Source organism: Streptomyces sp. CAU 1734 (assembly GCF_039888735.1).
In the GTDB taxonomy this organism is placed as follows: domain Bacteria; phylum Actinomycetota; class Actinomycetes; order Streptomycetales; family Streptomycetaceae; genus Streptomyces.
The window spans coordinates 1-22883 of sequence record NZ_JBDQQP010000007.1; the positions used below are offsets into that span (position 1 = coordinate 1).

The 22883-nt window shown below is 72.6% G+C and carries 14 protein-coding genes; 6 read left to right on the top strand and 8 right to left on the bottom strand.

Annotated elements, in window-relative coordinates:
• Positions 1–444: 444 nt before the first annotated feature.
• On the top strand, positions 445–894 hold the full coding sequence (locus AAFN69_RS14685; protein ID WP_347728926.1) for a PTS glucose transporter subunit IIA: 450 nt from the start codon (positions 445–447) through the stop codon (positions 892–894).
• Between the two features lie 75 nt (positions 895–969).
• On the top strand, positions 970–2640 hold the full coding sequence (gene ptsP / locus AAFN69_RS14690) for a phosphoenolpyruvate--protein phosphotransferase (RefSeq protein WP_347728927.1): 1671 nt from the start codon (positions 970–972) through the stop codon (positions 2638–2640).
• 120 nt (positions 2641–2760) lie between these two features.
• On the opposite strand, the gene AAFN69_RS14695 is transcribed toward ptsP, so the two are convergent.
• Together AAFN69_RS14695 and AAFN69_RS14700 are read right to left on the bottom strand one after the other, a co-directional pair.
• Positions 2761–3876, bottom strand: a complete 1116-nt coding sequence (locus tag AAFN69_RS14695; protein ID WP_347728928.1) for a hypothetical protein — start codon at positions 3874–3876, stop codon at positions 2761–2763.
• A 79-nt stretch (positions 3877–3955) separates the two neighbouring features.
• Positions 3956–5938, bottom strand: a complete 1983-nt coding sequence (locus AAFN69_RS14700) for an acetoacetate--CoA ligase (RefSeq protein ID WP_347728929.1) — start codon at positions 5936–5938, stop codon at positions 3956–3958.
• A gap of 229 nt (positions 5939–6167) precedes the next feature.
• On the opposite strand from AAFN69_RS14700, the gene AAFN69_RS14705 reads away from it, so the two are divergent.
• Positions 6168–8531: a glycoside hydrolase family 31 protein gene (locus AAFN69_RS14705; RefSeq protein WP_347728930.1), complete on the top strand. Its 2364-nt coding sequence runs from the start codon at positions 6168–6170 to the stop codon at positions 8529–8531.
• Between the two features lie 23 nt (positions 8532–8554).
• On the opposite strand, the gene AAFN69_RS14710 is transcribed toward AAFN69_RS14705, so the two are convergent.
• Positions 8555–9058: an NUDIX domain-containing protein gene (locus AAFN69_RS14710; protein WP_347728931.1), complete on the bottom strand. Its 504-nt coding sequence runs from the start codon at positions 9056–9058 to the stop codon at positions 8555–8557.
• A 443-nt stretch (positions 9059–9501) separates the two neighbouring features.
• Here AAFN69_RS14710 and AAFN69_RS14715 point away from each other — a divergent pair, with 443 nt between their 5' ends.
• Positions 9502–10263, top strand: a complete 762-nt coding sequence (locus AAFN69_RS14715; RefSeq protein ID WP_347728932.1) for an MIP/aquaporin family protein — start codon at positions 9502–9504, stop codon at positions 10261–10263.
• A 105-nt stretch (positions 10264–10368) separates the two neighbouring features.
• On the top strand, positions 10369–11868 hold the full coding sequence (gene glpK, locus AAFN69_RS14720) for a glycerol kinase GlpK (RefSeq protein ID WP_347728933.1): 1500 nt from the start codon (positions 10369–10371) through the stop codon (positions 11866–11868).
• Positions 11869–12081: 213 nt separating this feature from the next.
• Here glpK and AAFN69_RS14725 read toward each other — a convergent pair whose 3' ends face one another.
• Genes AAFN69_RS14725 through AAFN69_RS14740 form a run of 4 tightly spaced genes read right to left on the bottom strand, consistent with a single transcriptional unit; the run spans position 12082 to position 16540 of the window.
• Positions 12082–12687 carry an ATP/GTP-binding protein gene (locus AAFN69_RS14725; protein WP_347728934.1) on the bottom strand — a complete coding sequence of 202 codons (606 nt, stop codon included), beginning with the start codon at positions 12685–12687 and terminating at the stop codon, positions 12082–12084.
• Positions 12668–13075, bottom strand: a complete 408-nt coding sequence (locus tag AAFN69_RS14730) for a DUF742 domain-containing protein (protein ID WP_347728935.1) — start codon at positions 13073–13075, stop codon at positions 12668–12670. The genes AAFN69_RS14725 and AAFN69_RS14730 overlap by 20 nt, the downstream gene beginning before the upstream one ends.
• 10 nt (positions 13076–13085) lie before the next feature.
• Complete coding sequence (locus AAFN69_RS14735; RefSeq protein WP_347728936.1) at positions 13086–13535, bottom strand: roadblock/LC7 domain-containing protein; 450 nt, start codon at positions 13533–13535, stop codon at positions 13086–13088.
• Positions 13532–16540, bottom strand: coding sequence for a nitrate- and nitrite sensing domain-containing protein (locus tag AAFN69_RS14740; protein ID WP_347728937.1), 3009 nt, complete (start codon positions 16538–16540; stop codon positions 13532–13534). The genes AAFN69_RS14735 and AAFN69_RS14740 overlap by 4 nt, the downstream gene beginning before the upstream one ends.
• A gap of 789 nt (positions 16541–17329) precedes the next feature.
• Between AAFN69_RS14740 and AAFN69_RS14745 the strand changes: the two genes are divergently transcribed.
• Complete coding sequence (locus tag AAFN69_RS14745) at positions 17330–17770, top strand: hypothetical protein (protein WP_347728938.1); 441 nt, start codon at positions 17330–17332, stop codon at positions 17768–17770.
• A 253-nt stretch (positions 17771–18023) separates the two neighbouring features.
• On the opposite strand, the gene AAFN69_RS14750 is transcribed toward AAFN69_RS14745, so the two are convergent.
• Positions 18024–22883: a hypothetical protein gene (locus AAFN69_RS14750; RefSeq protein ID WP_347728939.1), complete on the bottom strand. Its 4860-nt coding sequence runs from the start codon at positions 22881–22883 to the stop codon at positions 18024–18026.

Consider the following 22883-nt stretch of genomic DNA (forward strand, 5'->3'; position numbering starts at 1 on the left):
CCTCGTCTCCGAAGGAGACGGGGTATCAACATATTTGGCGTTGACTTTTGGCACGCTGTTGAGTTCTCAAGGAACGGACGCTTCCTTTGATTCCCTTCCGGGTCTCTCCGGGCTTTCCCTTCGACGTTTCAAACCTTATCAGGCTTTTTTCCGCTTCCTGACCACCTCTCCGCAGACATGCAGAGGTGTAGACCAGTTAGGATCTGGGCTTGATAGGCCGCTGCCGACCCCGGACCGGAGGTCACGTTGGGGTCAGGCAGGAGTACGACAGTACCTGCTCGGCCGGAGACGAGGCAAATCGTTTCCGGGGCACCCGCCGGGTCCGCCAATCGTCAGGTTTCGGGCGGAACCGGCACTTCATATGACTTACGCTGCTGAACAGTGCGTCGTCAAGGGCAAAGAGTGACGGCGCGGTGACGAAATCTCCGCCCCTGGGAGGCCCCCATGACCACAGTGACGTCCCCTCTTGCCGGACGCGCCATCAAGCTCACGGACGTACCGGACCCGGTCTTCGCCGGTGCGATGGTCGGTCCCGGCAATGCCATCGACCCGGTGCGGGAGCCCTCCGTGGCGATCGCGCCGGTGGAGGGAGTCGTCGTCTCCCTCCACCCGCATGCCTTTGTCGTCGTCGACGGTGAGGGGCACGGAGTCCTCACACACCTCGGCATCGACACCGTGCAGCTCAATGGCGAGGGCTTCGAGCTGCTCGTCAAGAAGGGCGACACCGTGACCCGGGGGCAGGCCGTGGTGCGCTGGAACCCGGCGGCGGTGGAGGCCGCCGGGAAGTCGCCGATCTGTCCGGTCGTGGCGCTCGAGGCGACCGCCGACGCGCTCGGCGATCTGCGCGAGGACGGCGATGTGACGGCAGGGGAACCACTCTTCTCCTGGCGGTGAGCCGGGGCCGTGATGACGGGCGAGTGGGACACGCAGCGCGACGGCGGAGCCGTCGCTCGATCGGAGACGGGTGAGATGGAGACAACGCTGCAGGGCGTCGGAGTGAGCCACGGTGTGGCGATCGGCGAGGTCAGGCATATGGGGACCGCGGTTCTCGAGCCTCCGGCCAAGCAGAATCCGGACCAGGACACGGAGCGCGAACAGGGGCGCGCCCGGCAGGCCGTGGAAGCCGTCGCGGCCGATCTGATGGCCCGGGGCAATCTGGCCGGCGGTGAGGCGCAGGCCGTGCTCGAGGCGCAGGCCATGATGGCGCAGGACCCGGAGCTGATGGTGGATGTCGAGCGGCGGATCGCCGTCGGCAGCACCGCCGAGCGCGCGGTGTACGACGCGTTCGCCGCCTACCGGGCGCTGCTGGCGAGTGCGGGCGAGTATCTGGCCGGCCGGGTGGCGGATCTGGACGATGTGCGGAACCGGATCGTGGCGCGGCTGCTCGGCGTGCCCATGCCGGGTGTGCCCGACAGCGACGAGCCCTATGTACTGATCGCCCGCGATCTGGCACCGGCGGACACGGCGCTGCTGGATCCGACGCTGGTGCTCGGCTTCGTCACCGAGGAGGGCGGGCCCACCAGCCACAGCGCCATTCTGGCGCGGGCGCTCGGTGTACCGGCCGTGGTGGCGCTGCCGGGCGCCGGTGAACTGGCCGAGGGCACGCTGATCGCGGTCGACGGCAGTACCGGCGAGATCTTCGTGGAGCCGAGCGACGAGAAGCGCGCGCTGCTGGAGTCGGCCGCCGCGGAGCGGCGGGCCGCGCTCTCCTCCTCCACCGGACCGGGGGCGACCTCGGACGGTCACAAGGTCCCGCTGCTGGCCAATGTCGGCGGGCCGGGCGACGTGCCGGCCGCCGTCGAGGCGGGTGCGGAGGGTGTCGGTCTGTTCCGCACGGAGTTCCTCTTCCTGGACGACAGTGAGCGGGCGCCGTCGGAGGAGGCTCAGATCGAGGCGTACCGCCAGGTGCTGGAGGCCTTCCCGGAGGGCCGGGTGGTGGTGCGGGTGCTGGACGCCGGTGCCGACAAGCCGCTCGACTTCCTCACCCCCGCCGATGAGCCGAACCCGGCTCTCGGTGTACGCGGGCTGCGGAGTCTGCTGGACCACCCCGAGGTGCTGCGGACCCAGCTGACGGCGCTGTCGAAGGCAGCGGCCGGGCTGCCCGTGTATCTGGAGGTCATGGCCCCGATGGTGGCCGACCGCACGGATGCCAGGGCATTCGCCGACGCCTGCCGCGAGGCGGGGCTCCAGGCGAAATTCGGTGCGATGGTGGAGATTCCGTCGGCCGCCCTGCGGGCGCGCTCGATTCTTCAGGAGGTCGAGTTCCTCTCGCTCGGCACCAATGATCTGGCGCAGTACACCTTCGCCGCCGACCGTCAGGTGGGTGCGGTCTCCCGGCTGCAGGATCCCTGGCAGCCCGCGCTGCTCGATCTGGTGGCGCTGTCGGCGGACGCGGCGAAGGCTGAGGGCAAGAGCTGCGGGGTGTGCGGTGAGGCGGCCGCCGATCCGCTGCTCGCCTGTGTGCTCACCGGTCTCGGGGTGACATCGCTGTCGATGGGCGCCGCGTCGATCCCCTACGTACGGGCGACACTGGCGAAGTACACGCTGGCGCAGTGCGAGCGGGCGGCCGCGGCGGCCCGCGCCGCGGACACCGCCGAGGAGGCGCGCGTCGCCGCCCGGGCGGTGCTCTCCGGGGAGTAGGCACCGGCCGGTCCGTGCGGACCGGCGAACGGACCGGGAGGGGTCTCGCCGCGGCGGGCCCCTCCCGGGCTGTTCAGCGGTGCTGTCCGGCCGCGGGCGCCGGCGGCCCCGCGGCGCCCGTCAGCGGTGCGGCTCCGGGTCGTCGGCTCCGATGTCGAAACCGGCGCGGTACTCCACGCCTGGTTCCGGCGGGAGCGGTTCGCCGGTCCTGGCGTCGGTGCAGTAGGCGCTGAAGACCTCCCCCTCCGTGAGCGGGAGGAGGCTGCTCCGCTCCAGCCGCCAGCCGTGCAGGCGGTCGGGTGAGCCGGAGGTGCGGGTGCGGAGCACCACTCCCCCGGGGTTGCCGAGGGCGATGGCGGTGGCGAGCACGGTCACGAACTCGACGGCCTCCGCCGCGTCGATCCGGGCGTCCTGCGAAGGGTTTCCGGCCCGCCCGCCCGTGGCCGGGGCGCCGGCCGGTTTGTCGCCGTCGGCGCGCAGGGTGGCGAGGAGATTGTCCTCCGGGGCGGGAACGCTGCACACCAGATGGTGGCTGCCGGGTCCGGCGGCGTCGAGCAGTCTGGTCAGCAGATGGCCCGCGCGGTCCAGAGCGGCCCGGCCGATGTTCTGGCCGCAGTCGGCGCACTCCCCCACATCGGTGAGGAGGAGGCTGGCGTACTCCCAGGTGGCGTGGCGGACCGCCCGGTCGACGAGCCGGGGCAGCAGGACGGCGAGCGGCTCTCCCGTATAGGGGAGGGTGCCGCCGCGGCTCGCGAACTCCGCGGTGTAGCGGCTGCGGGCGAGTGCGGAGTCGGCGTCGATGTTCTCCTCGGCGCAGAAGAGCGCGAATTCTCCCGGGTCGAAGAGAGCGACGGCGGTGTGCAGTTGGCGCCGGGCGAGCGAGGCGAGGAGCGCCTCCACCTCGCGGAGGTAGCGCGGATGGTCGTCGAAGGTGAAGCTGCGGTAGGTGCGCATCGCGGTGAAGTCGAACTCGTCGGCCAGGACGGCGATGGTCGAGGCGACCTCACGGCAGAGTGCGCGCCGGGGTGTGGTGCGCCGGCCCGGGCGGGCCGCGGACGGCCGGGGGCCGGTGCGGCCGCGCCGCTCCGGCCGTCCGGCCCGCTTTCCCCGTTTCCTGTCCGGTGCCCGGCCCGAGGTCCTGTCCGGTGTTCCGTCCGGGCCGGCGCCCGGTCCGTGTGCCGAGGTGTTCCTGCCGGTGTGGTCGGTGCCGTCGGCCGGAGTCCTGTCGTCGGTCATTCTCTCCCCCTGAGCTTGATTGCCATTGGTGACTCACAGTAATCGTCACCACTGACAACGCGGTCCCGGGAGAACCCGCTCACCGCTTCCGGGAGCGCGCCAAGTCCTCGTAGAAGGCGAGCAGAGCGACATGGTCGACCGAGCCGGGGTTGACGGCTTTTCGCAGCTCAACGCCTTGCAGTAGGCGTTTCACGGGGACTTCGAGCCGCTTTCCGGTGAGGGTGTGGGGGACGGCCGGGATCTCGATGATGTCGTCCGGCACATGCCGGGGGGAGAGCTCCTGCCGGATCGTCGTCCTGATCGCGGCGCGCAGTTCGTCATCGAGCGTGACCCCGTCGGCGAGGTGGACGAAGAGCGGCATCCAGTAGCCGCCGTCGGCCTCCTCCAGGCCGATGACGAGGGATTCACGGATCTCGGGGAGGCGTTCGACGGCCTCGTAGATGTCGGCCGATCCCATCCGTACCCCCTGGCGGTTGAGGGTGGAGTCGGAGCGTCCGTGGATGATGACGGATCCCCGGCCGGTGATGGTGATCCAGTCGCCGTGGCGCCAGACGCCGGGAAACATGTCGAAGTAGCTGTCGTGGTAGCGGCTTCCGTCGGGGTCGTTCCAGAAGCGGATCGGCATGGAGGGCATGGGGTTGGTGACGACGAGTTCGCCGACCTCGCCGATGAGGGGTTTGCCGTGCGGGTCCCAGGACTGGAGGTCGGTGCCGAGACCGGCGGCCTGGAGTTCTCCGATGTGTACGGGGAGGGTGGGCACCGCGCCGGCGAAGCAGCTGCACACATCCGTGCCGCCGCTGACGGAGGCGATCCAGAGGTCGGCACCGCTCGCGGCGAATTCGTCGTGGAGCCAGCGGAAGCCGTCGGGCGGCAGCGGGGAACCGGTGGTGGCGACGCAGGCGATCCGGGAGAGGTCGTGGTCACGGGCGGGGTGCACCCCCGCCTTGCGGCAGGCCATGACATACGCCGCCGAGGTGCCGAAGAAGGTGGCGCGGGTGCGTTCGGCCACGCTCCACTGGGCTCCGGTGTCGGGATATCCGGGGCTTCCGTCGTAGAGGACGATCGTGGTGCCGGTGAGCAGGCCGGAGACGAGGAAGTTCCACATCATCCAGCCGGTGGAGGTGTACCAGAAGAAGCGGTCGCCGGGGCCGAGGTCGCAGTGGAGGGCGAGCTGCTTGAGGTGTTCCACCAGGATGCCGCCCTGGGACTGGACGATCGCCTTGGGCAGCCCGGTGGTGCCGGAGGAGTACAGAATCCACAGTGGATGACCGAAGGGGACCTGCTCGAAAACCGGCTCGGCCTCGCCCGAGGTGACCGCCGACCATTCCAGCGCGCCCTCGGGCGCCGGGGTGCCGAGCAGCGGAACGTGGATCACGGCGCGCAGGGTGGGGAGTTCGCGGCGGAGCTCGGCGACCGTCTCGGTGCGGTCGTGCTCCTTGCCTCCGTAGCGGTAGCCGTCGACGGTGAAGAGGACGACGGGCTCCACCTGCTGGAAGCGGTCGAGCACGCTGCGGGCGCCGAAGTCGGGGGCGCAGGAGGTCCAGACGGCGCCGACGGCGGCGGTGGCGAGCAGTGCGGTGACGGCGTGGGGAGTGTTGGGGAGATAGCCGCTGACCCGGTCGCCGGGGCGCACGCCGAGGGCGCGCAGGTGGTCCGCGAGCGCGCCCACCTGGCGGCGCAGCTCGGACCAGCTGATCTCGGCGGGTGCGCGGGTTTCGTCCAGATGGAGGAGCGCGGCTTCGCCGGGCCGGTCGTCGGCGGCCCGGAGCGCGTGTTCCGCGTAGTTCAGCGTGGCGCCCGGAAACCACTGGGCGCCGGGCATGGCGGAGTCGCCGAGGACGCGTTCGTACGGGGTGGAGAAGCGGACGCCGAACCAGTCGGTGACCGCCCGCCAGAAGGTCTCCGGTTCCCGGACGGACCACTGGTGGAGTGCGGGGTATCCCCCCTGGGCCGGGGCTCCGTGGCGCTCGGCGGCCCAGTCCTGGAAGTGGGTGATCCGCGCGGCGGCGATCCGCCGGGGATCCGGCTGCCACAGGGGTTCGGAGTTCGCGGCTGAGGTCATGGGGGCGGCTCCCGGATGGCTCTGACCCCGGCCGTGCGTTGGTCTGCGCGATGGCGGGGTGTCCACGGACGTGAGGGGGTGTTCGCGGCTGACAGGGACGATGCCATGTGATCGTCTTTCGCACCAGAGTTCCCCTCCGGCCTCGGCGTGGTCCGAATGTGCCGCGGCGCGGGTGAACAGCGGCCGAACGGGCTCCGCTGAGCTCCGTGCTGGTGGCAGGCTGAACTGCATGGACGGTCGTGGGCTGGTTCGCTCGATGAGGACGATGGCGACACTGCAGGGGGTGCGTGCGACACGTTCGGCGCTCCAGCGGCGGCGGCTCGACGCCCGGTGGCTGCCCGCCCGCGGCGCCGAGCGGGCGCGGGTGCCGGGTGAGGTGGTCGGGGCGGAGCCGATGCCGGGGGGAGGGATTGTCCGGTTCGCCCGTTCCGAGCTGCGGATCCGGGTGGTGAAGGGCGGGGCGGTGTTCCGGAGCTGGGACGGTGCGGAGCCCGAGCCGTCGTACGCGCTGGCCGGTGAGGTGCCGGAGCCGGATCCGCGGGCGCAGCTGGAGCCGGACAAGGACGGCGGCTGGCGGGTGGTGTCGGAGCGGGTCACGGTCGAGGTCTCCCGTCTCGGGGCGGTCGACATCCGGACGCCGGGCGGGGTGGTGCTGCGCCGGGATCTGCCGCCGCGCTGGTGGGAGCCTGTGGAGGGGGGTCCGGGGCGGTGGTTGCAGCGTACGGAGGTGGCCGCGGACGCCCGGTTCTTCGGGCTCGGCGGCCGTGCTTGCGGGCCCCGGCTGCGCGATGGCACGTATCGGCTGTGGAACACCGACCCGCGGGGGTCCTTCGGGCCGGCCGACGATCCGCTGTACATCACCATGCCGGTGCAGTTGGTGGTGGCCGACGCGGGTACCCATCTCTCCTTTCACGACAACTCCTGGGACGGGCGGGTGACGCTGCGGGAGGGTGAGGAGGGGGCGGGGTCCGGGCACGACCGGCCGGGCACCAGTGAGGTGCGGATGGACGGCGGGCCGCTGCGCTGCTGGGTGATCGTGGGCAGCCCGGCCCGGGTGCTGGCGCGCTGGACCCGGCTGACGGGGGCTCCGGCCGTACCGCCGTCGTGGGCGCTGGGGCCGCAGCATGCCCGCTGGGGTTTCGGCGGCGAGCGGGAGGTGCGGCGGATCGCGGCGGGGTACCGGGCGCGGGAGCTGCCGCTGGCCGCCGTCCATCTGGACATCGATCATTTCGAGGGGCACCGGGTCTTCACGGTGGACCGGGAGCGGTTCCCGGATCTGCCGGGGCTGGCGGAGGAACTGCGCGGTGCGGGGGTGCGGCTGGTCTCCATCGTCGATCCGGCGGTGAAGGCGGAGCCGGGTGACGCGGTGTACGACAGCGGGGCGGCGGGCGGGGCGTTCGTCCGGGACGGCCGCGGCCGGGAGGTCCGGGGCGTGGTCTGGCCGGGTGAGTGCGTCTATCCGGATTTCACCGATCCGGCGGTGCGGGAGTGGTGGGGCGGGCTGTACGGGGAACGGCTGGCGCAGGGTTTCGCCGGGGTGTGGCACGACATGAACGAGCCGGTCTCCTTCGCGCCCTTCGGGGACCGTTCGCTGCCGCGGTCGGCGCGGCACGATCTGGAGGGGCGGGGCGGTGATCACCGCGAGGCCCACAATGTGTACGCCCTGGCGATGGCGCATGCCGGGTACGAGGGGCTGCGCCGGCTGCGTCCGCGGGAGCGTCCGTTCCTCTTCTCCCGGTCGGGGTGGGCGGGGATGCAGCGGTACGGGGGCACCTGGTCCGGTGATGTGTCCACGGGATGGGCGGGGTTGCGGGCGTCGCTGTCGCTGGTGCTGGGGCTCGGGTTGTGCGGAGTTCCCTATTCCGGCCCGGATGTGGGGGGTTTCGACGGGAGTCCGTCCCCGGAGCTGTATCTGCGCTGGTTCCAGCTGGGCGCGTATCTGCCGCTGTTCCGTACGCATGCGGCGATCCACGCGGGCCGCCGGGAGCCCTGGGAGTTCGGTCCCGCGGTGCTGGAACACGCGCGGGCGGCGCTCGCCGAACGGGAGCGGCTGCGCCCGTACTTCGTCACGCTGGCGAGGCTGGCGGAGCTGACGGGGGCACCGTACGCCCGCCCGGTGTGGTGGGGTTCGCCGAAGGACCGGGCGCTGCGGGAGTGCGAGGACGCCTTTCTGCTGGGTGACGCGCTGCTGGTGGCGCCGGTGCTGGAGCCGGGTGCGGAGCGGCGTTCGGTGCGGCTGCCGAAGGGCCGCTGGTACGACACGGTGACGGAGCGGGCGTACGACGGTCCGGCGCGGGTGGTGATGGACGCGCCGCTGTCACGGGTGCCGGTGCTGGCGCGGGCCGGTGCGGTGATTCCGGTACGGGGCGCGGACGGGGAGCTGGAATTGGAGGTGTGGGCGCCGGCGACGGGGCGCAGGGGTGGTGGTCTGGTGGTTCCGGATGCGGGTGACGGCTGGGAGCCGGCGGAGGTGGAGCGCTATGCCACCCGGCTGGTGGAGGGGGTGGTGAAGGTGAAGCGGGTGCGGCTGGACGGTTCGGGTCCGCCGGGCCGCCGGGTGCGGGTGCGGGGTCTGGGGCCGGCGGAGCTCTGAGGGGAAGGGGCGGGATGCCGGTGTTATTCGTACCGGCCCAGGAACCATCTGCGCACGGCGGTGGTGTGCAGGGGGAAGGCGAGGCGGGCGGGGGTGCGCAGCAGCCGCCGGCCGGAGGTCTCGTCCGTGGGGGCGGGGTCGGGCAGTTCGGCGGCGGGGCGGCAGGGCAGCAGGCCGAAGAGCAGCAGATGTCCGCCGGGGGCGCTGAGGGCATCGGCGAGCCGGACGTCGGCGGCCCGCGCTCCGATTCCGGTTTCCTCCCGGAGCTCACGGACGACCGCCTGTTGCCACTCCTCGCCGAAGTCGATGAAGCCACCGGGCAGGGCGGTGCCGCCGCGTTCCGGTTCAATGCTGCGGGTGATCACGACGAGACCTGTGCCGTTCTCGTCGGTGGCGGGCTGGAGGGCGACGGCGACGGGGAGTGGGTTGCGGTAGGCAGTGTTACCGCAGGTGAGGCAGGTACGGGGCCAGTCGCTGACCGGGCCGTACGGTGCTCCGCAATTGCCGCAGTACGAGTCCTTGGGCACGCGGCGGACTGTATCCGATCGGCCGCCGGGCGGGGTACGGCGCCGACTGGTGGACGGCCGGGGGGCGGGGCCGCACGGCCCGGCCCGCGCCTCCGGGGCGGGCTCTTCGGCCATGGATCGGCGGTCGCCGCCGTGCGGTGACGGACCGCCGCCCGGTGTGCTGACCGGATCTGTGGTCTTGCCTCGATGCTCATGAAATGCCCTCGGTGTCATGACCTTGACGCCTTCTCGCGGCCGGTGAAAACTGCCTCCTCGTCGGCGGCGCCGGACATCCGCACCGGCATCGCCGCGCTTCGGCACGGTCACCACGCTCGTCAGCGAGGCCGGGCGGGGCGTCTCCCCGTACCCGGCTCCCGTATCCATGGCACGGCCATGGAACACGCGTGCACCCCGCACGCGGATCCGGTGCCGTCCAGGCCCCGGGAGAGGGCTGGGAGGCAGCCATGAGCAATGGAGATGTTTTCGCCGGTGAGATCATCGGCACCGCCATCCTGATTCTGTTCGGCGCGGGCGTCTGCGCCGCCGTCACGCTCCACCACTCCAAGGCGAAGGGCGCGGGCTGGATCGTCATCACCTTCGGCTGGGGATTCGGTGTGCTGGCGGGGGCCTACACCGCGGCTCCGCTCTCCGGCGGGCATCTGAATCCGGCCGTGACACTGGGGATCGCCGTGGACACCGGCGAGTGGGGCAAGGTGCCGTACTACATCCTCGCGCAGCTGATCGGCGCGGCCATCGGAGCCGTACTGGCCTATCTCGTCTACTTCGCACAGTTCCAGGCCAATAAGGATCCGGCCAGGGCCCAGCCCACGCTCGGGATCTTCGCCACCGGACCCGAGATCCGGAATCCGGTCGCCAACACGCTGACCGAGGTGATCGGAACGGTGGCTCTGGTGCTGCCGATCCTGGCCTTCGGACGGAACGACGGCATCGGGGTCGGCGCGGTTCCGGGTGAGGGTGCCGGGGTGTACGGCTCGGGGATTTCGATCCTGCTGGTGTCGCTGCTGGTCGTGGGGATCGGGCTGAGCCTCGGCGGGCCCACCGGCTATGCCGTCAACCCGGCTCGTGATCTGGGGCCGCGCATCGTCCACGCGGTGCTGCCGATTCCCAACAAGGGCACCTCCGACTGGGGATACTCCTGGGTGCCGGTGGCCGGGCCGGTGATCGGCGGGCTGCTGGCGGGGCTCGTCTTCAATCTGGCGTTCTGATTCCGGGGCCGGAAACACCGGCGGAGGACCCGGGCGGATCGCGCCGTACAACGGTCAGTTCAGCTCGAATTCGTGCAGTTACCGACAACCGACAGGGGAGCGGTCATGACCGACACACTCGTCGCCGCGATCGACCAGGGCACGACGTCCAGCCGCTGCATCATCTTCGACCGGAGCGGCACGATCGTCGCGGCCGACCAGCGGGAACACCGGCAGATCTTTCCGAGACCGGGCTGGGTGGAGCACGACGCCGCCGAGATCTGGTCGACGGTGCGAGCGGTGGTCGCCGGAGCGCTCGACCGGGCGGGAGTGGAGCCCGGCCGGCTCAGCGCGCTCGGCATCACCAATCAGCGCGAGACGACGGTGCTGTGGGACCGGGCGACCGGGCGGCCGGTGCAGAACGCGATCGTGTGGCAGGACACCCGTACCACCGCGCTCTGCGAGGAACTCGGCGGCGCGGACGGGCAGGACCGTTTCCGGGACGCCACGGGGCTGCCGCTGGCCAGTTACTTCTCCGGGCCCAAAGTCGCCTGGCTGCTGGACAGCACTCCGGGGCTGCGCGAGCGGGCGGAGCGCGGCGAGATCGCCTTCGGCACCATGGACTCCTGGCTGATCTGGAATCTCACCGGCGGCCCTGAGGGCGGGGTCCATGTCACGGATGTGACCAACGCGTCGCGGACCATGCTGATGAATCTCCGGACCCTGGAGTGGGACGAGGAGATCCTCGACGCGATGCGCGTGCCGCGGGCGGTGCTGCCGGAGATCCGGTCGTCGTCCGAGATCTACGGCCGGGCGGTCGGACCGCTGGCCGGGGTGCCGGTGGCCTCGGCTCTCGGCGATCAGCAGGCCGCGATCTTCGGACAGGTCTGCTACGACCCGGGCACGGCCAAGAACACCTATGGCACCGGCAGTTTTCTGCTGCTGAACACCGGTGACCGCCCGGTGCCGTCGAAGAGCGGGCTGATCACCACCGTCGGATACCGGATCGGTGACCAGGACCCGGTCTACTGCCTGGAGGGATCGATCGCGGTCACCGGGTCGCTGGTGCAGTGGTTCCGGGACCAGCTCGGGATCATCTCCAGCGCCGATGAGATCGAGCCACTGGCCGCGAGTGTGGCGGACAACGGCGGCGCCTACGTCGTCCCGGCCTTCTCCGGCCTCTTCGCCCCGTACTGGCGCTCGGACGCCCGGGGTGTCATCACCGGTCTGACCCGTTATGTCACCAAGGCTCATCTGGCGCGGGCCGTGCTGGAGGCGACCAGCTGGCAGACGCGCGAGGTGGTGGACGCGATGTATCAGGACTCCGGGGTTCCGATCACCACACTGAAGGTGGACGGCGGGATGACCGCCAACGGGCTGCTGATGCAGCACCAGGCGGATGTCCTGGGCGTGCCGGTGATCCGGCCGAAGGTCTCGGAGACGACCTGTCTGGGCGCGGCGTACGCGGCGGGGCTGGCCACCGGGGTCTGGTCGGGGCTCGATGAGCTCAGGACGCACTGGCGGCCGGATGTGGAGTGGGAGCCGCGGATGGAGGCGGTGACGCGCGAGCGGGAGTACGGGAACTGGCGCAAGGCGGTGGAGCGGAGCTTCGGCTGGGAGGGCTAGGGAGTGTCCTCGCAGTGGCGTCGTCCGCCCGGGTGGGGATCCCTCCGGGCCGCCGGACCCCGCCGGACAGGCGAAACCGTGAAGACACGGCCCAGGGCTCTCGTTCGGATCGGGCTGGGGCTCGTGCGCCTGGCGGACCCGAAAGAGGGATCCTTCTCCGCGGGAGCCGGGCGGCGGTCGTTTCCGTACCGCCGCCCGGCACCGCCGCTCCGGTCAGGTGGTGGCGTGGCGGCGTTGGCCGTCCACCCGGGCGAGGGCGTGTTCGACCACCGCCACCAGCACCTCCTTGACCGACTCGCGCTCACGGGCGTCGCACATCATCAGCGGCACCCCGGGGTCGAGGTCGAGCGCCGCCCGTACGCTCTCGACACGGAAACGATCCGCCCCGTCGAAGCAGTTGACCGCCACCGTGAAGGGGATGCCCCTGCGCTCGAAGTAGTCCACGGCGGCGAACGATTCCTCCAGCCGGCGGGTGTCGGCCAGGACGACCGCACCGAGAGCCCCCTGTGCCAGCTCGTCCCAGAGGAACCAGAAACGGTCCTGCCCGGGGGTGCCGAAGAGATACAGCACCAGATCCTCGCGGAGCGTGATGCGCCCGAAGTCCATGGCGACGGTGGTGGTCGTCTTGTTCTCGACGCCGGCCGTGTCGTCGAACGGCCGGCCCACCTCGCTCAGCGTCTCCTCGGTGCGCAGGGGCCGGATCTCGCTGACCGCGCCGACAAGAGTCGTCTTGCCGACCCCGAAACCACCGGCGACCAGGATCTTCAGGGTCACCGGCTCGACGGGGGGCCGCCGGCTGCTAGAGCGCCCGAAGACCATTGATCACCTCGCGGAGAATACTCACATCCGGCAGTTCGGCCGGTGGAACGGGACGGGTTACATGGACCAGCGCGTCCTCGACGAGATCGCCGACCAGGACGCGGACGACACCGACGGGGAGGTCCAGGCCGGCCGCGAGTTCGGCGATCGACTGCGGAGCGTCCTCACAGCGCTCCACGATTTCGACATGCTCGGGGGAGAGTGACTGATCGTGAACCGGATGATCGGCTGCCGGTTCCGGTACGACCAGAGCGATCAGGTCCATCCGGTGCTGGGCCGTACTGCTCGTACGGCCCCGGGTCATCGCGTACGGACGGACCACGGGGCCCGCCTCGGCGTCGAAGTAGTGGTGCGGGTGCTGGGCGTGATGAGTCGAGTCGCTACTCATGCCGGAACCCTCATCCTCCGGCGCGACCGGTCCGCGGCGCGGTGGCGAGGTGAACTCCGACCCGCTTGACCATCAGCGTCATCTCGTACGCCACCTGGCCGACATCCGAGTCGGCGTCGGCGAGCACGGCCAGACAGCTGCCGTCCCCGGCGGCGGTCACGAAGAGGAATGCCTCGTCGAGTTCGATCACGGTCTGGCGGACCCGGCCCACGTCGAAGTGGCGGCCGACCCCCTTGGCGAGGCTGTGGAACCCGGCGGCGACGGCGGCGAGATGCTCGCTGTCCTCCCTGGTCAGCTCCCGCGAGGTGCCGGTCGCCAGACCGTCGCTGGAGAGCACCAGCGCTTTGTGGATGCTGCCGACCCGGTCGACGAGTTCATCGAGCAGCCAGTTGAGCTCGCCGGAGCCCGGGGGTGCCGAGCGGCCCCCCAGGGTATTTGCTGCGGCATGTGGCGCGGTCATCGACCGTCCCCCTCCGATGTCGTTCGTGGTGCTTGCTGACCGGGGCCGGTGCCGGTGGTCCGGTCGGCGTCGTCGGCCCCGTGTGCGTTCTTGAGCCGGCCCCGCTGCCAGCCGCGCTGCATGGACGCCATGCGGGCGCGCACTTCCTCCGCGTCCCGCTCCGTCTCCTGGCCGCTTTCCCTCGCGGGGGCCGGGTCAACCGGGCTGTCCGCCCGGAGCTGTGGGGCGAGGTTGGCCTGGCGGACCCGGCGGGGCAGGCCGTCGATCAGCCCGGGAGCGGTGTCCGCGGCGGCGGGGGGTGTTCCGCCGGCCCTGTGCGGTGTGCCGGGGCCGGGTGCGTGGGCGGTTTCCGCGCCACGCGGGATCTCGGATGCGCGACGGCCCGCGGGGTCGGACGCCCGTACGCCGGGTGCGGGGTCGGACGCCTGCGCGCGGGCGGGATCGGACGACCGCGTGCGTACGTCGGCCCCCCGGCCGCGTACCGGGTCGGTGTCCCGGTCGCGTGCCGGCTCGGTCTCCCGGTCGCGTACGGACTCCGGCCCGGGTGTCCGGGCGGCCGGCTGGTCACGGCCGGGCTCATCCACGCGGCGGCCGTGGTCGGCGACGAGCGTGGGCGGTTTACGGCGGGGCAGCGGCACGGCTCCTGCCATTCGTTCCGGCGCGGCGTCCAGTGCCTGCCGACGCTGGTCGTCCTGATGGGCGGTCCGCGCGGCGCGGCGCCTAGAACCGAAGATTCCGCCGCGTCCGCCGGCGGTGCCGTCCGCGCGGGCGGCCTCATCGGCTCCGGCGGTGCCGTTCGTTCCGTTGAGCGCGTCCCGGTCGTGGACGGCGTCGGTGTCCGCGCCGGCGAGCGGGTTGCCGCGGGTGAGCGAGTCGGGGTCGTTCAGCCGGCCCGCTCCCCTGAGACCGAGCGGGTCGGTGCCGATGGGCCCCTCCAGCTCGACCGGGCCGTCGAAGAGCGGCGAACCGTTCATCAGGGCGGGGCCCCGGTCGGGGTGACCGGTGTCGTCCGCGGTGCCCGAGAGCGCCGACAGCCTGCCCTCGGCGCCGCGCCGCCCGGTCGGGGCCTCGCTCTTGCGGTCGAGGCGGAAGCCGGTGCCCTGGGTCTCCGGCGCGTCGGTGAGCAGGGACGAGGGGATGAAGACCACGGCGGTCGTTCCGCCGTACGGGGAGGGCTGGAGGGACACCCGGACGCTCTGGCGCTGCGCGAGCCGGCTGACGACGAAGAGTCCGAGCCGGTCGGTGTCGGAGAGTTCGAACTCCGGGGTCTCGGCGAGGCGGAGATTGGCGTCCAGAAGCAGTTCGGCGGCCATGCCCAGCCCGCGGTCGTGGATTTCGAGGGTGAAGCCGTTGGCCACCCGCTCGCCGATCACCTGGACCGCGGTGTGCGGCGGGGAGAAGACGGTGGCGTTCTCCAGGAGCTCGGCGATGAGATGGGTGAGGTCGGCGACGGCGGGACCGCCGACACCGATCCTCGGCAGCCGGCGCACCTCGATGCGCTCGTAGTCCTCGACCTCCGCGACCGCCGCGCGCACGACGTCCATCAGCTGGATCGGCTTGCGCCACTGCCGGGAGGGCGCGGCTCCGGAGAGGATGACCAGGCCCTCGGCGTGGCGGCGCATACGGGTGGTGAGATGGTCGAGCCGGAAGAGGTCGGCCAGTTCGTCGGTGTCCTCGGTGCGCCGCTCCATGGCGTCGAGGAGAGTGAGCTGGCGGTGGAGGAGCACCTGGTTGCGGCGGGCGAGGTTGACGAAGACCTCGGAGACACCGCGGCGCATCTCGGCCTGCCGGACGGCGGCTTCCACGGCGGCGCGCTGAAGGGTGTTCAGCGCCTGGCCGGCCTGGCCGATCTCGTCCTTGTCGTACTCCAGGCGCGGTGCCTCGGTCTCGACGTCGACCTGCTCACCCGAGGCGAGCCGGCGCATCACGCTGGGGAGGCGTACGCCGGAGACCTCGTGGGCCTCCTTGCGCAGCCGGGAGAGGTCGCGGATGAGGTCGCGGCCGATGCGCACGGAGACGATGACCGAGACGAGGAGGGCGAGGAAACCGAGGACACCCGCCACGCCCGCCTGGACGAAGACCCGGAAGGTCGCGGGGTCCACCCGGTCCTGGTAGCGGCCGTCCGCGGCCTTGGCCTCGCGGCGCAGTTCCTCCAGCACCGGGGTGGCGGCCGTCCGCCACTCCTCCACCGCCTCGGTGCCGGCGTCGCCGGCGCCGCCGGCGTCGATGAGCCGTTCCTCGGCGTCGCGCAGCGGCGCGGTCTCGGGGCTGCGCCAGAACCGCTGGTAGATGTCGCGGTCGTGGGCGGGGAGGTTCTCGAGGTGGATCTCGTAGTAGAGCTCGCGCTGGGCGACGAGATCGGCGAGCCGGCGGGTCTCGGCACCGGTGACCCTGCCGGTGGTCAGCGCGGAGACGACGAGGGCGTCCTCACGGGAGAGGAGCTCCTCGGCGCGGGCGAGGCCGACGAGGCCGCGGCCCTGGCGTTCGATGCCGACGTCGTGGATGGAGTGGAGGGTGGTGAGAAAGCTGAAACCGGGGTTGACGATCCGGTTGTAGTAGTCCAGGGCCTGGGCGCGGGTGACGGTGCCCGCGTCGACCGAGCGGCGCAGGGCGGGGAGGCCGTCGAAGCCCTCGACCAGCGCGGAGAGACGGCGCTCCGCGTCGGACCGCATGTCCTCGCGGACCTCGGGCTTCGCGGCGTTCCGCTGGATCCTGAGGATGGCCCTGTCGGTGGCCCGGCGGTGTTCCCGCAGGACCGGCAGGGCGTCGGAGGAGCGGCGGTCGGCGAGATAGATCAGCGTCTGGCGGCGCTCCTGCTGCACGACGTCGAGTGCGTCCGTCACCGGATAGCCGATTTCCTCGACCACGGTGCCGACGGCCAGCAGCTCACGGGCCTCACGGCCGGTCAGCAGGGTGGCGAAGCCCCAGAGAGCCGTCAAGGAGAGAAGCGGCACCAGCAACAACGCCACGATCTTCCGGCGGATGGACTTCCCGCGAAAGCGCATGGCCTCCCCCTGGTCAACTCCGCCCGGAATGGGCGGTGTTCCTTGTCAACAAACGGCGTGAGCCTACTACTGTCACACAGCCAACTCGAAGACACGTCCGGACGATTTTCGGCCTACCGGGGATGCGTTGATCACGGGTTGTCCCGGTATTCAAGGAGTTGGCATTCCCGGCGTGTCGTGGGGCGACTGGTGGTGTGTCATTTTCCCGACTACGGGAGATGGCTGGAATTGCTCGTTTGATGTCCGGGATTCGGGAATCTTCCGGGCCGATTGTTCGTCTACCTGTATGGGGGCTGTTGGGGACGATGGGGCGGACTTGTCCGTCCCGGCGGATCCGCCGGGCCCGGTGGCGGCCGACGGATTCCCGGGGGTGCATTCCGGGAGTTCGGGCCGTGCCGGCCGCCTCCGCTCCGCTCGGCTCTGTTCTGGTCGTCCGCTCACGGTTCGGTCCGGTCCGGTCCGCGCGCCGTTCGGCTCGCGGACCGTCGGGATTCGGTCGCGGCGGGCCGTTCGGGGCGGGGTCGTTCGCGGGGGGCCTTCGCGGGGGGCCTTCGCGGGCGGGGTTGTGTTCGAGGGAGAGCTTCGCGGGCGGGTTCCGCTCGCGGGGCGGTTCCGCCGCCGCACGGTTGTTCACCGGCCACGGGCCGTACAGGCGCCGAGCGGGGCTCCACTCGGTCTCGGGCCGGACCGGGCCCACTGGAGTGCACGGAGTGCGGAGTAAAGCAGCGGATTCCGGGCAGCCAACCGGAAGCAGGACAGACATGGGGGATGCGGGGAGTGAGAGGGACCATGGACACCAACGAGCGTCGCGGTGACACGCGGGCAGGGGGATACGCACACATCCAGCGGCAGCTCTGGGTGGAGGAGCCCACGGCGAAACGGCGGATGGCGGACCCGGTCCGCACGGCCGCCGTGCGGGCGGGACTGATCGTGTCACTGACACTGATTCAGGCGATGGTCGCGTTTCTCTGCACACTCGCGGAGTCGTGGCTCGCCTTCCCCATGGTGATCGGCAGTGTCGCCGGCACCGTGGTGGCCACCTGGGCGGTACTGGACGTCTGGGTGACCCGGCAGGTGTGGAACCAGCGCAATGGCGTGGTCTCCGAGCCCAGCAGCAGCGCGCGTCGCCTGAGGCGCGAGCGCCGCAGGGCACGCCGGGCCGCCAGGGCGTCGGAGCGCGGGAGCGGCCGCATACGGCGGCAGGAGCCGGGCAGGCTCTCGGAAGCCTGATCACGTGAAGGAAACACCCCGCCCGGCGGTCGACCGCCGTCCGAGCGGGGTGTTTCCGTGTGTGCCCTGATGAAGGGCCCTCGCGAGCCCGGCGGGCCTTGGGGGTCGCCGGGCTCCGGGGGTGTCCTGGGGTCTCCGGTGGGCCCCGAGTCCCCTCCCGGGCTCGGGTGTCCACCGGAGTCCGGGTGTCCACCGGGCTCCGGGTGCCGGTACGGGCCTTGGGGTCCGCCGGGACCCTGGTGCCGGCCGGGGCTCAGGCCCCCGGCGGGCCGGCCGTCTCCGGGGCGCCGGTACGGGCGGTTTCCCGCGGCGCGGTCCGGGCGGGGCGGTCCGGTTCACCGGTGGACTGGGATCGCTTGAACATCCGGGTCGCCGTGATCTCCCCGTGCACCGTCTCCTGGGACGGGTCCTGCTGCGGCAGGCCCGGGCGCAGATGCTCCTCCACACTGATGTACTTCAGTCCGGCGCGCAGGTCGGCGTCATTGCGCAGCCTGATGACGAGCGGGAACTCCGCGAGCGCGGTCGTGTCGAACAGACCGGTCGTGTAGAGGAGCTGGACCCCGAGGGCGTCGGAAACCGCGCGCTGGAGCTCCAGCAGATAGGTCGCGTTGGCGCGGCCGATGGGGTTGTCCAGGAAGAGCGTGCCCGCGTGACGGTGGCGGTCCCGGCCCCGGTCATTGCTGCGCAGCGCGGCCATCGTGCAGTAGAGCGCGATGGCCGCGGTGAGCAGCTGGCCGCCGGAGAAGACGTCTCCCATCTGGCCGACCGGGACGCGCTCGGCGCGGAGCACCGCGTCCGGCTTGAGGATCTCCACGGCGATGCCCTTGGGCTCCAGCGCGGCCTGCACTCCGCGCAGCAGCAGTGACATGCCGTCCCGGCGGCCCTCGCCGTACGCGGCCGAGGAGTTCTTCCGCACGGCGGTACGGGTGGCCTCGTCGATGACCTCGCCGAGGCGCTCGGCCAGGGTCGCCTGGTCGGGCTCCTCGAAGCGGATGCGCAGGAACTCCTGGCCGGACCATTCGCCCAGCCCTTCCGGCAGCCGGGAGAGCCGCTGGGCCGAGCGGAGGGTCGCCAGGGCGGACTCCACCAGGCCGCGCAGCCGGTCGACGATGGTGTCGCGGTTGCGCTCCAGCTGCTGGAGTTCATCGGTGAGTACGCGCAGCCGGGGGGCGAACGCCTCCGCCCACCTGGCCGCGTGCTCGGGCAGCGCGGAGGCCGGGAGCTCCCGGATCTGCTGCCGCGCGGGGGTGCGGACCTGCTCGTACCGGGTGGAGTTGGCATGCCGTACGAGGATGTCGCTCGCCTCTCGCACGGCGGTCTCGGCGGCGGAGAGGTCGGTGGCACAGCCGCGCAGGGAGCGGCGGGCCTCGGCGGCGGTGTGACGGGCCTCGTCCAGGGTGCCCGGGTACGGCTCCGGGGCCTCCGTCCCGGCCTCCTCGTCGTCGCGCTGCTCGCGCAGCAGGTCACGGAGGAGGGCGGCGGTCTCGTCGAAGCCGCCCGCGGCGTCCTCGGCCGCGCGGTGGGCGCGGAGGAGACCGGTGTGGGCGTCGCGCGCGGATTCCAGGGAGTCGGTACGGGCGGCCAGTTCGGCGGTGGCCATGCGCAGCAGGGTCTGGGCCATGTCGGCGTCGGCCGGGACGAGCTCGCCGGGCAGTTCGGTGTGGGACTCGCCGTCGGCGGGGGCGAGGCGTTCGGCCTCGCCGCGGAGCCGGCCGAGCTTCTCACTGGCCTCGGAGGCCCGGGTCTCCAGCATCTGCACCAGTGATTCGGCGCGGGCGGCGGCGGCCTGGCGGGAGGGTCCGTCGGCGCCGTCGGTGCCTTCGAGGAGCTGGGCGGCGCGGGTGCGCACCTTGTTGGTGAGCCGGTCCAGTTCGGCGACGGCCGCGCTCTCGTCGCTCTCGGCGCGGGCCTGTTCGGCACGGAGATCGGCGCCGACGCCGACCTTCTCGTACAGCTGGGAGGCGGCCCGGTACGCCTCGCGGAGGGCGGGCAGCGGGGTGCGGCGGGCGTCGGGGCCGGCGTCCGGGAGGCTCTCGGGGGCTCCGGCGATCTCGGCGCGTTCCGCGCGCAGGGCGCGGGCGGTGCGGCGGGCGTCGTCCCCCGCTCGCTGGGCGGCGCGGCGGTCCTCGTCGGCGGCTTTGGCGCGTTCCAGACAGACGGCGGCGCGGGCCTCGGACTCGGCCGCGTCGTCGGCGAGTTCGCGGAGTTTGACCTGCCAGCCCGCGCGCTCACGGAGCCGGAAGGCGAGGCCCGCGAGGGCGTCGGCGGCGCGGCGGGCGCGCTGGGCGATCTCCTGGCGCTCCTCGCGGATCCCGGCGGCCTCGGCGGCGGCCTCGTCCGCCTCGGCGCGCGCGGTGCGGGCCTCGGCGAGGCGGGCGCCGGCCTCTTCGGCGGCGGCGCGGGCGGCGCCGGCGGCCGCGGCCAGTTCGGTGAGCATGCCGGGCGGGCAGTCCGCACGCCAGGAGCCGATCCGGGCGGCGAGCGAGCGGTCTCCGGCGAGGCGGGCGGCGAGGGTGCGGATCTCCTCCTCGCGGGCGCCGGCCCGGGCGCGGAGTGCCTGGCGCTCCTCGTCGGCCGCGTGTTCGTCGTGCATGGCCGGGTTCGGCGGCACGAGGAAGACCCCGGTGTCGTCGCCGGTGCCGGGGGCGGGGACCGGTGCCAGGAGGGCGGCGGCGGTGCCGACGGCGACGGCCGACCGGGGCAGCAGCGCGGCGCCGGCCAGGGCCTCGCGGGCGCGGAGGTGCGAGGCGGGGTCGGTGATGACGACTCCGTCGACCAGCTCCGGCCGGGCGGCCAGTACGGCGGCGTGGTCCGCCGGGTCGACGGCCTGGGCGAGGTAGCGCCAGCCGGGGAGGGCGGGGATGCCCTGCTCGCCGAGGAATTCGACGGTGGCGAGGACATCGGGGCCGGGCGGGAGCAGTCCGCCGTCGCCGAGCGCGCCGAGGATGCGGGAGTCGTCGGCCGCGGCGGTCCGCAGTTCGAAGAGCTGTCGTTCGGCCGAGGCGACGCGGTCGTCGAGGAGGTCGCGGACGTCGTCGGCGTAGTGGTCGAGCTCCTCGGCCGTCAGCGGGGTGCCCGCGGGGCGGGGGGCGCGGGCGGCGCCCGGCTCGCCGGGCGGCTCGGTGTCCGGGTGGCGGGCGTCCCGCTCCGTACCGGCGTGTCCGGGGCCGGGTGCCGGGGCGTCGTCCGGCCGGGGCCTCGCGGTGTCGGCGGGTACGGCGCCGCTCCTGGGCGGGGGTACGGGTGCGGCCTGCGGTGCGGCGATCCGGGCGGGCAGGCTGAGGAGCTCGGCGAGGCGTTCGTGCTCCGCGATGGAGGCGGCCGCCCGCAGTTCCGCCTCGTGGGCGTGTTCGGCCGCCGCGGCGGCGTCGGAGGCGCGGGCGGCGGCGAGCTCGGCCCGGGATTCGGCCGCGGCGGCCTCCTTGGCGCGGTCGGCAGTCGCACGGCCGGTCTCGCGGGCGGCGTCCCAGGCGGCGACGGCGGTCTTCTCCGCGTCGTTCGCGGCGAGTGCGGCTCTGGCCGGGTCGGCGTCGGGTGCGGTGTCGTCGAGCCAGCCGGCCCGGACCGCTTCGGCGGTCTCCTGTGCCACCTCGGCGAGACGCTGGCGGAGATGGCCGATCTCGCTGCGGGCGCGCTGTGCCTCGGTCGCGGCGGAGGTCGCGTCGCGGTGCGCGGCCTCGCCCGTCTCCTGGAGGACGGCCGAGCGCTCCTCCTGCTCGTTGGCGAGGCGTTCGCCGTCCTCGGCGGCGGAGTGGAGGGCCCGGACGAGGTCGGCGGCGGCGGTGGCGCGGGCGGCGAGCGCCGGTGCGGCGTCCCGTTCGGCTTCGAGGATCGCGGCGGCGACCCTGGCGGAGCGGTCGGCGGCGGCGCGGTGGCGCAGTACCGCCTCGGCCGCCTGCCACGCGGAGTGGAGGGTGCGGGCGTCGGTCAGCTCGCGGCGCCGGCCGGCGGCGCCCTTCTCCGCGGCGGCGAGGGCGAGCGAGGCATGGCGGTAGGCGAGCTCGGCGGCGATCAGCGAGCTGCGGCCCCGCTCCGTCTCGGCCTCGGTGACGGTGTGCGCGGCGGCGGTGACCTGCTGGGCGAGGTCGGCGGTACGGGCGCGTTCGGCCGCCGCCCTGGTGGAGAGGCGGCGGGCGAGGGTGCGGGTGCGGCGTTCCGCGGCGGAGTGGATCTCACGGGCGCGGGAGCGTGTCCCGGAGGCTTCCACGATCCGGCCGAGGAGGTCCGCCGAGCCGGCGGTGAAGTCGCGTTCCGCGGTGAGTTCGGCGCGGCGGCCGAGCTTGTTGCCGAAGCCACTGACGAGGTCGGCGAGCCCGTCGGTGTCACGGGTGTCGGTGACCGCGCGCAGCAGCAGATCGGTGAAGTCGGAGTCCTTCTTGACGGCGAAGAGTCCGGCCGCCTCGCCCTCGTCCGCGTTCATCTCGCGCTGGTAGCGGAAGAGCTCGGGGTCGAGGCCGAGGTCGCCGAGGTGTTCGTTCCACCGGTCGTGGATCTCCTCCCAGGAGACCTCCAGATGCGGATAGACCTTGCCGGCCTCGGTGATCGCGTCGCGGAAGCCCTTCATGGTGCGGCGCCGGCCGCGCGCGCCGGAGACGCCCTCGCCGCCGGGGCGCACCGCGCTGGACTCGGCGACCGGGAGCGCGTCGAGGCTGAGCCCCGGGCCGGGGCGGAAGGAGTACCACGCCTCCGCGAACTTCCGCGGGTCGTTGGAGACCTGGCGTCCGCGCCATTCGCTGACCTTGCCGACGACGACCAGTTCGCCGGTGAGGGTGTGCTGCCACTCCAGGGCGACATGTCCGCAGTCGTCGGCGAGCAGGAACTTGCGGAGCACACCGGAGCTGGCCCCGCCGAGGGTGTTGCGGTGGCCGGGGAGCATCACGGAGAAGATGAGCTTCAGGAGGACGGATTTGCCGCCGCCGTTCTCCAGGAAGAGGACACCGGCGGGGGCCGGGCGGCGGGGCGGGCCGACGGGCTCGTCCGCGAAGAACTCCGCCTGCGTGGGGGCGGGGTTGGGCACCGGTGCGCCGACTCCGCGCAGGTCCAGGACGGTGTCGGCGTAGCGCGCACCGGCGGGCCCGATGGAGTAGAGGCGAACGCGGGACAACTCGTACAT